Source organism: Mesotoga sp. Brook.08.YT.4.2.5.2., from assembly GCF_003351125.1.
GTDB lineage: Bacteria > Thermotogota > Thermotogae > Petrotogales > Kosmotogaceae > Mesotoga.
Map to the genome: position 1 here is coordinate 1 of NZ_JPGZ01000058.1, position 14,165 is coordinate 14,165.

At 42.2% G+C, this 14,165-nt stretch carries 11 protein-coding genes and 1 pseudogene; 7 read left to right on the forward strand and 5 right to left on the reverse strand.

Annotation, left to right across the window (positions count from 1 at the left end; translation table 11 throughout):
- On the forward strand, window positions 1-257 hold a 257-nt coding region (locus tag Q502_RS13720), incomplete at its 5' end, for an ATP-binding protein (protein ID WP_181815879.1).
- Between the two features lie 248 nt (window positions 258-505).
- Here Q502_RS13720 and Q502_RS13725 read toward each other — a convergent pair.
- The 3 genes from Q502_RS13725 to Q502_RS13735 form a co-directional block, all read right to left on the reverse strand.
- Window positions 506-3,856, reverse strand: a complete 3,351-nt coding sequence (locus Q502_RS13725) for a DEAD/DEAH box helicase (RefSeq protein ID WP_102819180.1) — start codon at window positions 3,854-3,856, stop codon at window positions 506-508.
- The gene (locus tag Q502_RS13730; protein WP_102819181.1) at window positions 3,853-4,644 is read right to left on the reverse strand and encodes a Hachiman antiphage defense system protein HamA; all 792 of its coding nucleotides are present in this window, start codon (window positions 4,642-4,644) and stop codon (window positions 3,853-3,855) included. The genes Q502_RS13725 and Q502_RS13730 overlap by 4 nt, the downstream gene beginning before the upstream one ends.
- Before the next feature lie 177 nt (window positions 4,645-4,821).
- Window positions 4,822-6,369, reverse strand: a complete 1,548-nt coding sequence (locus Q502_RS13735; RefSeq protein WP_102819182.1) for a P-loop ATPase, Sll1717 family — start codon at window positions 6,367-6,369, stop codon at window positions 4,822-4,824.
- Window positions 6,370-6,827: 458 nt separating this feature from the next.
- Here Q502_RS13735 and Q502_RS13740 point away from each other — a divergent pair, with 458 nt between their 5' ends.
- The 3 genes from Q502_RS13740 to Q502_RS13750 all read left to right on the forward strand — a co-directional run bounded on the left by Q502_RS13740 (window position 6,828) and on the right by Q502_RS13750 (window position 8,669).
- A complete protein-coding gene (locus tag Q502_RS13740) occupies window positions 6,828-7,088 on the forward strand; it encodes a hypothetical protein (protein WP_102819183.1) in 261 nt (86 codons plus the stop codon).
- A gap of 5 nt (window positions 7,089-7,093) precedes the next feature.
- Window positions 7,094-8,071, forward strand: coding sequence for a type II TA system antitoxin MqsA family protein (locus Q502_RS13745; RefSeq protein ID WP_102819184.1), 978 nt, complete (start codon window positions 7,094-7,096; stop codon window positions 8,069-8,071).
- 400 nt (window positions 8,072-8,471) lie between these two features.
- Complete coding sequence (locus Q502_RS13750; RefSeq protein WP_102819185.1) at window positions 8,472-8,669, forward strand: hypothetical protein; 198 nt, start codon at window positions 8,472-8,474, stop codon at window positions 8,667-8,669.
- A 900-nt stretch (window positions 8,670-9,569) separates the two neighbouring features.
- On the opposite strand, the gene Q502_RS15150 is transcribed toward Q502_RS13750, so the two are convergent.
- Window positions 9,570-9,782 (reverse strand): DeoR family transcriptional regulator, encoded by a 213-nt coding sequence (locus Q502_RS15150; protein ID WP_374704138.1) that lies wholly within the window; start codon window positions 9,780-9,782, stop codon window positions 9,570-9,572.
- 326 nt (window positions 9,783-10,108) lie between these two features.
- Here Q502_RS15150 and Q502_RS13770 point away from each other — a divergent pair, with 326 nt between their 5' ends.
- Genes Q502_RS13770 through feoB form a run of 3 tightly spaced genes read left to right on the forward strand, consistent with a single transcriptional unit; the run spans window position 10,109 to window position 13,044 of the window.
- On the forward strand, window positions 10,109-10,765 hold the full coding sequence (locus Q502_RS13770; protein ID WP_181456417.1) for a metal-dependent transcriptional regulator: 657 nt from the start codon (window positions 10,109-10,111) through the stop codon (window positions 10,763-10,765).
- A complete protein-coding gene (locus tag Q502_RS13775; RefSeq protein WP_102819189.1) occupies window positions 10,746-11,084 on the forward strand; it encodes a FeoA family protein in 339 nt (112 codons plus the stop codon). The genes Q502_RS13770 and Q502_RS13775 overlap by 20 nt, the downstream gene beginning before the upstream one ends.
- Window positions 11,026-13,044, forward strand: a complete 2,019-nt coding sequence (gene feoB, locus Q502_RS13780) for a ferrous iron transport protein B (RefSeq protein WP_258001933.1) — start codon at window positions 11,026-11,028, stop codon at window positions 13,042-13,044. The genes Q502_RS13775 and feoB overlap by 59 nt, the downstream gene beginning before the upstream one ends.
- 488 nt (window positions 13,045-13,532) lie before the next feature.
- On the opposite strand, the pseudogene Q502_RS13785 reads toward feoB, so the two are convergent.
- Window positions 13,533-13,775 (reverse strand): annotated as a pseudogene (locus Q502_RS13785) (transposase); the annotation flags it as partial.
- Window positions 13,776-14,165: the final 390 nt, after the last annotated feature.

Consider the following 14,165-nt stretch of genomic DNA (forward strand, 5'->3'; position numbering starts at 1 on the left):
TTATTATCTGTGATGAGTGGGGTTATGTGCCTCTTGATCGTGATGGATCGAAGTTGTTGTTTCAAGTTGTCTCAGAATGCTATGAACAAAGGAGTGTGATAATCACAACGAATCTGGAGTTCAGCAAGTGGGTCCATATCTTCTATGATGAACAGATGACCGCGGCAATGATTGATCGTCTTGTTCACCACAGTCATTTGTTGTTGTTCGAAGGTCAGAGTTTTAGAATTAGAAATTCTCTAATGAAAACTCATTAACTAAATTTCCCGGGTGGAAAGTTCTTTGGAATTCTTGCAAATACAGGGAATTCACTCTTGCAAAAAACATTTCTGGGTAAGCGCCAATAGTGTCAGTCATTTTAGTGTTCGCAGAAAATATCTTGATTGATGAAACAACCATATAAGGAATGACTATTTGTATTCTCTAATGTACTGTTTGTTTCAAATCATCTGTGTATGGAGAAAATGCGCGAGTGCATCACCCGGAAGGTGCTCATGTGGAGTCTCTATTCCAACACAACAAGTGGATTATAAGACTGCAGTTCCCATATTCCCTGATTGAACTCGAAATAAAGGCCGCGAGTGTTTGCAATTTTTCCAAACGAAAATTTGTCGCTTGACTCAACTTTCACTATTTGAGTGCAGTCAAGTGAAGTCAAGTAATATTTTCCCTTATACTCCCGTAGATACAATCTGGATGGAAGATCTTTTCTCTCTAACGTGAACTTCGGAACCCTTACCTTTACAGGTCTGTAGGCCTTATGTAACTCGGCAAGTGAGTTGATCCAGTCTCTTGAACCATGGGACAAGCGGTCGGTTTCTGCAGACAAATCGAGGAGTGTTTTCTTAACTTCATTAACGCTCTTGTTCTGTAAAGCATCGAGTTCTGACAATTCTAGCGCGGTACTACGTGAACGGATTCCTGCCATGAATATCTTCACAGTCGTTTCATCTGGCAATCCCAACTCAACACACATGGCAATATTAGAAAACAGATGTACGATTTCCTCCTCTGAAACTGGATCGAACATTTGAGAAACTGCGTGTATTATCCAAGGAAGTGTGAATCCATAGTAGTCCTTTGAGATGGTATCAGCATTCTTATCTTTGCTTCTTATTGATGCAAGGGAACGACCACTTAACCAGTCGTAACGTATATTATCAAGCGACGGCTGCAAAGGTACTCGATCAAATAGAACTGCTGCATATTGATTGCTCCAGATTTCAAGTTCATGAACTGTTTTGTCCAATAGGTCAATTCGATTCCTCTCCTCCTTGAGTTCTTGCATAAATGATGTGGCAAGATTTCGGAAGAGTTCTAAATCATCTAGAATGAATTGCGAAACAGAAAGAGGGATGCCTGACGCCACAAGTTTTTTTCTTTGTGTCTGGCTTTTGCTTCGATTAAGCAATGAACTTGTTCGAGCTCTCAAGAGCTGCAGATACTTGCCTTTGTCTTGTGCGTCTGCTTGGATAACTGCCAACGATTTCCTGAAAACATCATCTACCCAATCAAGGTTCCTATCTTCTATTGCAAAGTCCTCATGCATAGCAAGCAATTCATCATCCAAAAAGTCAAACCATTTATCAAACTCCCGCAGACCACCAAATCCAACTAGAAATGAATCTGCATCACCAGTCTCCTGAAAATCATTCGCGATTGCCTCAACAAGTATGCTGAGATCAGTATTAGTTTGTTCTGCGACCTTAAGGATGTGGTTAAGCACAACATGCAGGCCACTTTCAACCTTTTCTAACTGAAGGCTATCTAGATAGTGCTGGGCAAGACTAGCATCTTTTCTGACCTGCCATTGTTCTCTTTGCTTTGTAACGTGCGCGTCAAGGGAATAAAGAATTTTCCCCTCAGTGTCAGAAAATGCACGCCCAGCACGACCACAAATGTTCCAAAAATCACGATTGCTGATTGGTTTATCACTGTAGTAAGGAGATGCGACTATTACCGTTGATACTCCAACGTTGACTCCCTGTCCAAGAGTGGATGAAGCAATAATCACTAATGGTGGTTTTGATCTCATTAGTTTTTCGATTGCCATTCGCACAAGCGTCGGTAATCGATTGCTGTGACAGATAATCCCCTTTCTCGCTGCACTAAGAACTACTTTGTCACTCTCATCCAGCTCTTCTCTGCAAACGCTATGAAACATAGACCAAAGAGAACTGTTCCATGGGTAGTCGCCCTGTTCTTCCCCCATGGCCATCAAAACACTTTTCGCTATTCCAAAGATGGAATTTGCTCTAGCACAATATATCATTACGGTCCCGCTTCGAGCTAACTTGACTGCTGTAGCTGCTATTGCTTCATTCTTATTTTTCGGAAACAGAGTCCGCCTTTTGCCAAACCCCAGAGGACCCTTCTGAATGAACTTTGGATTGTATGGTTTACCCTCGCTTTTCCATTCCAATCTAACGTACACCCCATCCCATATTAGAAATCCATACCTCTCTGAAGAAGGTTTCCACGCAGATTTCGCTACAAGTTCTGAATCACCAGCAATCCACTGGGCAAGTTCGTTGGCATTTGGCAGTACAGCCGATAGAAGCAAGACTTTCGTTTTGTTTCTTGAGGCGAATTCAATCATATGGGTAAGGAACATTTCATTTCTTATGCACCTTTTATCCGCACCTAGAAGGTGACCTTCGTCTATAACAATAAGCTCAACATCTAGTTCGAATCGATTACCGGACCGAATAAGCGCTTTCGCTTTTTCCGGTGTTGCAATTATGATCTGTGATTCACTTACTAGCTCAACGTCAGACACGTTCACTGTCGCCCCTCCATATAATTGAGAAACGGCAATGCCAAGAGGAGCAAAAGTTCTGTTAAGACTTTGCTCAATCTCAAGAGCTAGCGACCGAAAAGGAGCAAGATATAGAATCTTGTTTCCAGAATCCCCTGACAGAGCTTCAAGAATTGCTACTTCAGCAACCCTTGTTTTACCTGCACTTGTACGCAGATTGATTACAGCACCACTTCTCTCACCAAGCACAAGAGGAAGTGAATCGGTTTGCGAGGGCCACATTTCAATAACAGGAGGTATGTAGTTTCCAAGTACCCGTATATATTTGTCTGCAGATGAACCTTCAGGTAACAATGGTGGCAATACATACCAAAGAGATGAATCTCTAAACGTAGAAAGAATTATGTTCAGAAGCCTGATAATTAACCAGTACAATGTTAAGCTGTCTTCTGAAGATATAAGAAGTAGATTCTTAAGAACACCACTTAAGTCTTCAAAATTCTCTTTATTCCCTGAATCAATGAAATCCATCAGTATTAGAAAACAACGTGCTATCTCGTGCGAAATGACCCACTCATCAAAACCACGAAAGCCTTTGCTCTCTGGAGCAGGTGAGAAAATAACGGAGTTTGCAATATTGTTCAGTTGCTCAAAGTCTTTTTTAACGAAAGCGATTACCATTTGTCCGACTTTAAAAGTGGAACTAACATCCTTTAAGACAATGAAGGCGCGAGAGTATTGTTTGGCCGCATACAGGGCCATACCTGCTATAAGAAGGTTATTATCTCGATTCTCTACATCGTTACGATTGAATCTGAAAATGTCTGAGAGAATTTTCCCCGCTCTTTCTAACGTCGCCAAACCTTCCTTGGGATAAGAGTCTTTATTCTCAATTAATGAACAACCGCAAGAAATGAGTGCATATGCTACATGTGTTGCTTTTTCTGTGAGTTGGGGATCGAAACTTGGATAATGTTCAGTAGATTCTTCAACTTCCTGGAGAATTCTCCGCGCATCGGCCTGAGCGATGATATTTGCAACCCGCTCTTGGGACAAAGCATCAAGCAGTTCTTTGACAATCTTTGGTGGTATACTCACAGTGAGCGCTCCAGTTTCTCAAAGGCCGCGTTTACAGTTGATTCAGGAGAATCCACTTCTAAAGAAATCATAAGAAAATTGCGTAGATTATCCTTCGTGTGTTTCTGAACAATACTTGCTGTGTCCAAATTGCTCATCAGCAATCCAACATAATCTATTCGCAACTTGTTATTTGAAAACAAAATAGCACAATTCTGAACTTTTTTCCCCATCTCCTCTTTACCGTCCTCGAAGAGCCGTTCTGCTACGAACATTAGTGAAACTGGCAAACCAGAATTATGTGAACGTATTAGCTCTTCTACTAAATGAATTATGGCTTGTTTGGATGGAGTATTCCGAAACTTAGCCTCTCCAACAATTATTCGTACGGGATCAGAGTCCAAATCGAAAAGTATTACATCATCGCCCTTCATGGATTGTTCAACGTTTGGATTATATCTCAGTTTATATACTGGAAGCTGAGCTTTAGTAGTCACACCAAGGTATTCAGCGAGGAATACCTCTGCGAAGTTCCCCTTCTGTGTTGTCGGAGCTTTAGGATAAGGGGATGGCAAAATCTTATCAATGGATACTCCCATTTTTCGGATCATGTCCTTCCGGCGCTTAAATGCCTCGGGACTAATGTGGTGAGTTTGAAGTGCATGAACCATAAAACCAATGAAAACCTCGCTGTGATCGTTTCCTGTAAGCTTCCTATGTGGAACGTTATTTAACGTAATTGTGTCTGAAACAATAAGCGACACTGCAAGAGGATGTGTTCCTTTTGGGTGATCACCGATAATTCCCATGAAACTTATTCACCACGCTTTTCTAACTAGCTTTTTGCTGCTTTTGGAAGTGGGGCCCCTTCTCTACCTATAACAGCCAAAGGCTCTGAAGCAGAAAATCAGCAGCTTCTTTGGTTTCATTCTTGACTGGAAGGACGAAACGATGATTCATGTTGGTTCTCCTCACTGGCAAATGCTTCATACACTGTATGAGTTTAAGGTACGTGTGTAGTAAGCTCTTAAAGCATAATGTAAGACGAACCTCATTTCGAGACTTATACTGCGTATCTCGTTTATTCTCTCTCGATGCTTAAAGTATATTCTGTAGGGATTGATGCTAGTATCAATATTTCCGATCATTGAGTAATCGTATAAGGTAGATAGCAACTCAGAGCAATTTTCCTCCAAGCCAACTTCTTTACATCTCGTTTCAAAGTCTCTATAGCAGAAGTAAGATCCATTTCCCCATGCTTTCAAAGCCTCAAAGACTTTGTCGACACAATCAGGTGCAAGCTGTATGTTCAGTTCATTTCTTAATTCATAATAAAGTGCAATTGTGTAATTCAAGATTATCTCTTCCAAATCTTCCTGACAGATAGGCATCTTGTAGGCTTTGTTAGAGATGTTGTTGAAAACCATCAGTAAGTCTCTTGGTCTGTAAAAGGTATGGTCCAGAACAAACTTGAATGTTGAACCATGGCTATTGGTTCTGGATTCCACCAGAGAATTCCAAGGGTCGTCTCGTTGATATGGCAACTTAAGTCTTTCGAAACCGCTAGCAATCCTTCTATTTATGAATCGCTTTATAAGCAACTTCTCTTCGTGGTTCTTTACTTGATCTTCATCATGCCAATTCAAGTACACTGAATATGAGTCAAAGAGCTTTGCAGTATCATGCCCAAGTTTTTTGAGAAGACGTACCATATCATCTCTTATTAGAATTACAGCTTTTACTCCTGGTCTGTCGGAAAATATCTCAACATTAACCTTCTTTGCCATCCTAATGAGAGAGCAAAGGCTTTCGAGCGAATTCGTATCTGTTTTGGAGAAGTGTATGTCAAGATCATCGAATATCACAATGTATTCGTTGTCTTCTGTATCGTGATTATGCAAGATCTTATGAACAACTTCCTCAAGATGCGGAAGCAACTTGTAAAACGGGGCTTTTTCTTCCCGTACATTGAGCTCCTTACCCAAATAGACCTTATAGAACCGCTTCAAATACTCGATGAATACTCCTTTTCTTATGTCCTTTTCTGTTACCTGGAATTTGTCTATGTCAATGAATCCTCTATTCTTTTCAACGAACTTCCTTAATTGAACCAGATTAGGATTCTCTTCAATTGCATTGTTTCGAACGATCATTTTGACCAGCTTTGTCAATATAATCCACTCAAAAAGAAGTTTTGACTGGACGTTAGGGTCAACATCACTGGATAACTGTGCAATCCTGTTTATGTCAAGTTCATCTGCCTTCACAAACTCGCAAAATACATTTGGATCTTCTTCAGCTTCATGAAGAATGAATTTTGCAATTGCGGTCTTTCCAGAACCCTTTCTACCCACAATGATAAATTTCTCGGAGTCGAGCTGAGGGAAAACCCGAAGAAAATCTTCGAATACTTCAGCTAACTTTACAGATGAAGAATCAGTACTTTCAGCTTCTGCTTCAAGAGCTCCCAGATTAAGGCCTTGAGTCGTTTTGACCAGATCAGAATTCTTAGTAGTCTTCTGAAAGAATCTCATATAGTTCCTCCTTGCGAAATTCAGGCAACATTCATGTCCTTTTAAGTCTCTTAGGACTTAAGAAATAGTTACCTGTCATACCCTTACTACAGGTAATTACTATTTGCTCTTGAACAAAAATTATCTGACATTATTCTAGCATTAATTTATTCAAAGTATGTCTATAATAAGACATTTGTTCATATGATAACCTCTTTTGTTTCTTTGGTCTGTGCTTTGGCATTGAATTCATCTTTGTCCAGAGTTGAATGAGTACGGAATTGAGATAAGCTTTAGTTTAGTTCTATGACTTCGTATTAGTTGTCACTTTCGCGATAACTAAAGGAACGGGTCAGACTCCTAATTCTTCAGACAGATCTGAGTAGACTGTATAGGAAGCATTCTTGCTGTAAAATAGGATCAGACTCCTATTTTTTTGTAATGCTTTCTACAAGTCAGGAATAGGAGAGCATTATGATGTGCTTGAGGCCACGTGGAAGGTGGCAAAAGATATCTGCCCCGATGAGATCAAGGATGATAATCAAAGAGATACATTTACGATTGTTGTCTGGAAATCCTTACCGCTTGAGTCAATACTCAGAGAGCTTGATATTACCGATGATGAATTCCTGGCCCCAGAAGACTATGAATACAAAGACAAAGTCTATTTCAAGCTGAGTTATAGCTTCGAGGAAAGGCTTATCTGTTTATCTTTGCATCTTGCAGAGTACGGGAGTTGATTTTCATGAGATGTCCCGAATGTGGAAGGGAAATGCGCCTGTCAAAGGAAGAGAGCATCGAGAGTTTCAAGGGAAGTCAAGTCAGACTTTCCTACGATGTCTATAAATGTGATGAATGTGGAAGTTCATATGTAGATGCCCGATCTCTCGATGAAGCCTGGAAGAAGATCTGGGACGATTATGAGAAGGTCCATTGCATCCCATCGGCGGAAGATCTCAGGAAAGCCAGAGAGAATCTGAACCTCACTCAAGAAGAGATAGCGCTCCTGCTGGGAAGGACGAAGTCCCTGGTTTCTAAGCTTGAAGACGGCTCCAGAGCTCTTTCAGACAGGCTTCTCGGATCTTACACAAATCACATAATTCCAGGCGGAGAGGACTTCATCTCTTTTGTCAATTCTGCTGCGGTCCAGGGAAGGATCTCGCCGGACGATCGAGACAGAATAGTCGGCAAGACCGGAATTGAAAATGAATCCCGGCTTTCTCTTAGAGAGAGTATGATTATTGAAGCTCACGGAAATACCGAATCGTGCCTCAATGGCTTCAAGGTCTTTTCAGGAAAAACATTGAGTGCAGTCGTGGGGCGTTTCCTTTCCGAGATAGGACCTCTGGATCACATGAAATTGTTCAAGCTTATGTTCTACTCCGATACACTATCATTCGAGAGAAGGGGGATATCCATTACCGGTCTCAGGTATATTGCCAATCTCTATGGGCCTACGCCCGTGAAGTATGAAGATGTTGTCTCTTATCTTAAAGAAGCCGGAGTGGTCGAAGAAGGCAAGAAAGCCTTTGTGATGATCAAAGGAACGGCAAAGACCGATCATTTGCTCGCCGAAGAAGAGGAGATCATCGAGACGGTTGTGAAAAGATATGGTCACCTTACAAGCAGTCAGCTCTCATCTCTATCTCACAAGGAACCCTGCTGGAAAGAAACTGGAGAGAAAAAAGTCATAAAATACTGCAAGGGAATGATAAGAAACTAGTCCTGCTTGAATTACTAAATGAATTGGTAAGACTCCTAATTCTGCAGACGGATCAGTGTGAACTGTATAAGAAGCATTCTAAATGGGCCTAAAAGGGCTATTAGAAAATGAGTTTGGAAGAAAATGATACACTATCATTCCGACAATAAGCAGAATGAAATATCCTGCAAAACACTCATTAGATAAGTTTTTTGGACGAGGGCTAATAGTGTTATTTATTCAATGAAAAGGCGATTTTTGAATCTGCAAGATTACAAAAAGCTGAAGGAGCGTGCAGAAGAGATTTCACAGGACTACCAAGATATGATATTGAATACAATACTCTTGTGCAAATCACCTGACGAAGCGAGAGATCCTGGTTGACAGAGCTATTTTAATCACATTGAAAGGGGGCGATCTAATGGATAAACGACAGCTCCTGAGAAAGGAAACTGAAACCGCACCCGATACTCTCATGGAAGAAATCCTTCGTTTTGTGAAGGCATTGAAAGAAAGGAATCTGCCTGCATTAAGCCGCGGGTTGCAGGATGCTTCAGAGTCGGCTCTTGCTAGGGATTGGCTGAGGGAAGAAGAGGATATAGCGTGGAAAAACCTGTAAATGGTGATGTTGTAGTAATTCCCTTCCCTTTCTCTGATCTCACCGGAGCAAAAAAGCGACCTGCGTTAGTTATCGCGGATGCTGGCGGTGATGATCTCATAATGTGTCAGATCCAAGCAGAACAGTTAAAGATGAACTTGCAATAGCTATCGACTAGGTGGATTTCACACAGGGAGGTCTGAATCAACCAAGCAACGTGAGACCTAACAAGGTTTTCACTGCGGATAAGAGAATAGTATTATACAGAGCTGGTAGGATAACCTGTCAAACCCTAGAAAAGATCGTATCTTCAGTAGTAGATATACTTCAGAAGAGATAGAAGTCTAATAGTGAAGCGTTGTACCCCAACTTATAATCCTTCGCCTACACGTAGAAGAGGTTGAAATTAAATAGGGTCAGACTCCTATTTATGCTTTGGCGAAGAGAAGTTATAAATAGGGTCAGCCTCCATTATTCACACTAAACGAGAAATCGAAGATAAAAGTCTGTGAGAGTGTTTCAAAGGACAGAAAAGCGAAATTAAGCAATCTCGTTCCTTACTGTTGAGAAAGCAGATTCTGAGTCAAGCTCAGAATGACGTATTAAGCGTGTTTGGCATGATGGGAAGGGAGAACTTAAACTCCGTATCTAGAGCTGAATACGAACGGTCAACACTCTTTTACCAACCAATACCCTGTACGCGCAGCGTCGGGCTCATGGGTGGTGCGTTGTGAGTTATGGGTGATGGGTAAGACCATTAGAAAAAGCTCTTTTCGGAGGATGCTGAACGGTTCTTTCCGCTCTTTCGAAGGATGGGTCCATGCTCCGGGACAACCAAGGACGGCTTTTTCGCTCTTCTCGCCAAAAATGGAGTCCCTATTTATCATGTTCCTTATCATAGATTCAAAAGTTATGGCTCACCTATGACTCATTATGGCTCACCAGAGTGTAATATGAGGTTTTTTTGCTCTTTCCTTTCTGATCAAGAACGCGCTTTTCAACAAGATCAGCAAGGTCTCTTGTCGCAGTTGCTTTTGAGACTTTTGTGAGTTCTCTACACTGTTCATTGGTAATGCTTCCGTTTTTCATTACAAATTCTACTATTTGTTGCTGCCTTGGCGTAAGCCCCGGTATCTACAGTTCACTTTTATAGGATGTGTTGAACAACTTACCGAAAAGCCCCCTGATTCTTCCCTGAATATTGGATCAGGGAGTTTATGTGCTCTGCATTCTTCCATCATCAAAATCGTTCATCTCCCCGGATAGAAACGCTTCCTTTCACTTCTTTCTTCACGGTATTTCCTCAAGCTTTGTTTGTTTCCGATGAAAAATCACAAGACTAGCCGGATACTCCAAGCCCTTGAAAATGCTTTAGAGGAGTCTTGACAAAAATAAGGTACATAAATATACTATTAGTAGCTATATCTACATTATCTTCATATGGAAGGAGTGGTTTCAGAGTGACTATTTCAGAGAGCCTTGAGGATTACCTGAAATCTGTGTATCAGATACAGATCGAGAAGGACTTTGCACGTGTGAAAGATGTCGTTGAGATCCTCGGCGTGAAAACTTCCTCTGTGATTTCTGCTTTGAAGAAGCTGAGCGAAAACGGACTCGTCGACTACGAAAAGTACAGTTACATCAAACTTACTCAGGCGGGACTTATGCAGGCCAGTCTATTGTTCGAGAAACACAACTCTGTCAAGACCTTTCTCGAAGCAGTGCTGTATATCGAGAGTAGCAAAGCGGATGAGCTTGCACACGGTCTCGAGCATCATCTGAATCAGGAATTGCTCACGAAAATGGAGGCCGTAACGAGGTTTTTCGCTGAAAACCCTGATCTTTTAAAAAAGATGCAGACTTACGTTGACGATTATGAGAAGGAGTCACAAGTAACTCTCGATAGGCAAAAAAGCGGAAATGTCTACAGGGTAGAGGCCGTCAGGGGTGATCCTGAGCTGAAGAGACGTCTGTTAAGCATGGGAGTGCTTCCGGGAACAGAGATTTCACTTGAGGCTATCGCTCCTTTGGGAGATCCTATTGAGATAAAGGTACGGGGATACAGACTTAGTCTTCGTAAAGAGGAGGCGAGGGCCATTGTCGTCGAAAGGATCTGAGAGATTCTTTCTCAACAATGTTCGATGGGGCCGCTGCAGAATAGTAGATCTTTCAGGATGCGAAACGCAGAAATCCAAACTGCGAAGCATTGGCCTTATTGAAAGCGCTGTTGTTGAAGTTATGAGGGGCTCAGCGGAGGGAATGTTGATTCTTCTAATTGGGGAGTCTCGGATGGGTCTGAGCAACTCTCTTGCAAGCAGGATAGTAGTGGAACCTGTAGACGAAAGAATCCGCTTTGTAGATGGAGGGGAGGAGAACAATGCCGTTAAAGGGCGCTTCGGTAGAAGAAGACGTTATAGATATCGCACTGGCTGGTAATCCCAATGTGGGGAAGACAGCGGTGTTCAATGCTCTGACAGGGATGCACCAAAAGATTGGAAATTGGCCTGGAGTTACGATAGAGAAGAAGGAAGGAGTATTTTCATTCGCCGGAATAAAGGCGAAAGTAGTCGATTTACCGGGGATATACGGCTTGAATGCCTTTTCATTAGATGAAAGAATCTCCCGTGACTATCTGGTGACCAGCAAGCCCGATCTGGTCTTGTCGATAATCGACAGCACGAACCTCCAAAGAAACCTCTATCTGACCCTCGAACTCATTGAAATGGGTCTAAACATCATTGTGGTTCTGAATATGCAGGACGAGTTGGAGGCTAAGAACATTTCAATTGACACGGAAGGCATGGCCAGAAAATTGGGAGTGCCGGTCGTTATGATTTCCGCGCTGAAACATACTGGCATTAAGGATTTGAAAGAAAAGATTGTCGATTATAGGGGAAAGATCTCGTCCAAAACAGAGAGGAAGTTTAACGACCAGAGAATAGAAGAGGCAATCGGGAAGATAGAGTCACTGGTATCGCATTCAGATATTTGCAATGAGCTAGACCCCAGATGGTTATCCATAAAACTCATTGAAAGGGACCCCGAGTACAAATTGGTACTTGAAAGAGCTTCAAGCGGCATAAAGGGCGCAGTCGATCAAATCGTTTCAGACCTCGAAAAGAGTGTTGGAGAAGCTTCTGTAGCGATCGCCCAAGAAAGGTACAGATTCATTCAGGAGATAGAAACAGACTGTGTGAAAAAAAACACTGTTCGTGCCGATTTCACAGATAGACTTGACAGAATACTCACCAACAGATGGCTCGGAATTCCAATCTTCTTCTTTCTGATGTGGCTCACCTTTCAGGTTACCTTTACTGTCGGGAACTTCTTTCTCGAACAGATAGAAATCGGCTTCGAATGGCTATCTGAATCTGCAACTTCTCTGCTTGTCGGAAACGTGCCGGAAATATTGGTCTCTCTTGTTTCGGACGGGATTATCGGAGGTGTGGGAAGCGTAATGGTCTTCGTTCCTAACATCTTCTTCTTGTTCCTCATGATCGGGGTTCTAGAATCGTCAGGATACATGTCCAGGGCTGCATTTGTCATGGACAGGCTGATGCACAAGATTGGGCTGCACGGCAAATCTTTCATACCTATGATAATCGGATTTGGATGCACAGTTCCTGCAATTATGGCTACAAGAACCCTTGAATCGAGAAAGGATCGGCTGATCACTATTCTTGTTGCGCCTTTCATGTCATGCAGCGCGAGACTGCCGATCTATCTTACCTTCACTGGCATATTTTTCTCAAAACATCAAAGTACCATTGTATTCAGTATCTATGTGATCGGAATAGTAGCCGCCATTGGAATGGCGAGGTTGTTCAAAAGTACGATCCTTAAGGGGGAAAGCTCTCCGTTTGTGCTTGAGCTTCCACCGTACAGGCCGCCAATGGTAAAAGAGACTCTGAGATTTGCGGGAAGCAAGAGCCTGATGTTTCTCAAGAGAGCCGGTACAATTATTTTCATAGTTGTCTTGGTGATTTGGGCTCTGGCAACCTTCCCGGCTGGAGTGGAGTATGGTTCCAGAGAAAGCTATGCAGGCGTTATTGGTTCGGCTGTTGCTCCCCTCATGAAGCCGATGGGAATTGATAACTGGGAGAGCGGGGTCGCAGTTTTAATGGGAGGTCTCGCAAAGGAAGTTGTGGTTGGGACTTATCAGACGCTAATAGGAGAAGGGAACCTCGAACTGACATTGAATGAGTATTTCACACCACTCTCGGCGTATGCCTTCATGCTTTTCACATTGCTTTACATGCCATGCGTAGCGGTATTTGGTGCAATCTGGAAGGAAGCTGGAGTCAAATGGGCCCTTTTCACCGCTATTTATACAACTGTATTTGCATTCATTGTGGCTACTCTCGTATTTCAAATTGGCACTTTGTTCCTCGGTTGAGTAATCGTATTACATTCAGCTGCCCAATTACGAATAGTATTGCCATTGTAAATCTAAAACTCATTTGCTTCTAATATGGTAAAGGATTTCGCGTAGTGCATGAAAGAAAAGCACTCGATCGTTGGAAATTGATTCCCGCGGAATTGATTCAAGAGTGAAGTCGTTTTCAGCAAATGGCTCTTCGTGAAAAACTGAGAATTCGTAGCAAACTGCTTGTATAGATGCCGACAGCATTTCATTGTGAGATGGTCCTGGCTTTTCGACATCGTTTCAATAGTCTTTGCTCTTATAAACAGGGTCAGACTCCATTTTTCACTCTAAACGAGAAATCGAAGATAATTCTGTGAGGATATTCCTAAGGATAGAAAAGAAAGGTTAAGCGGAGCCTTTTTCCTGCTCCGCCCACGGAGACACCCCCATGCAATGAAATTATATCACTTTGCCATCCTTAGGAGAAAGTGATCGATAATACCCTGCATTCCCGGAAATTATAACGAGGGAGATTCCACACCCAGTTTGGCATAGATATCCTTCTGCTTTTTGGTGACTTCTCCGATCAAGCGGCCATGTTCGGGTGATTCAAACCTTTCAATAGTGTCCAGTTCGTCAAGGAGACCCTGCAATGTCCAGTTCTCGAAGAGACCGGTGTCCTGCATCTTCTTCTTTATGTAAGAGAGATAGATAAGAGCCACAAACTGGACAAACAGCTTTCCATTCAGGGATAGTTCAGTCTTATAAATAAGGTCAGACTCCATTTTTCACTCTAAACGAGAAATCGAAAGCAAAAATCTGCGAGATTATTCCGCTATGGTTCACATGAAAGCCATCAAAGTTTATCGTTAAAGAACAAGATGCGGAAACACGTTCAGAATGATGAATTGCCGCTCTTTCATGCCAGCAGCATGAAACAGCTCTCCACATCATACGGATTTACAGGACCGAGCATTAACGAAATGGAAAGAAACGGAATTCCGAAGCACTAAGGATTGGAAACCTGACATCCCGCTTGTTTTGTAACTAGGTTTCTTCGAAGGCAACAGAGCATCTTCGTTACAGTATCTTGTGGGCTTGCATTTCGTGCATGTATTAGGTATAATTATACCTATTGAGAGGAGGGAATG

Excerpts from the sequence above, each read along its gene's own strand:
- Q502_RS13730 (WP_102819181.1), bottom strand. The coding sequence starts at position 4,644 with ATGGGAATTATCGGTGATCACCCAAAAGGAACACATCCTCTTGCAGTG.
- Q502_RS13735 (WP_102819182.1), bottom strand. The coding sequence starts at position 6,369 with ATGAGATTCTTTCAGAAGACTACTAAGAATTCTGATCTGGTCAAAACG.
- Q502_RS13745 (WP_102819184.1), top strand. The coding sequence starts at position 7,094 with ATGAGATGTCCCGAATGTGGAAGGGAAATGCGCCTGTCAAAGGAAGAG.
- Q502_RS13750 (WP_102819185.1), top strand. The coding sequence starts at position 8,472 with ATGGATAAACGACAGCTCCTGAGAAAGGAAACTGAAACCGCACCCGAT.
- feoB (WP_258001933.1), top strand. The coding sequence starts at position 11,026 with ATGCCGTTAAAGGGCGCTTCGGTAGAAGAAGACGTTATAGATATCGCA.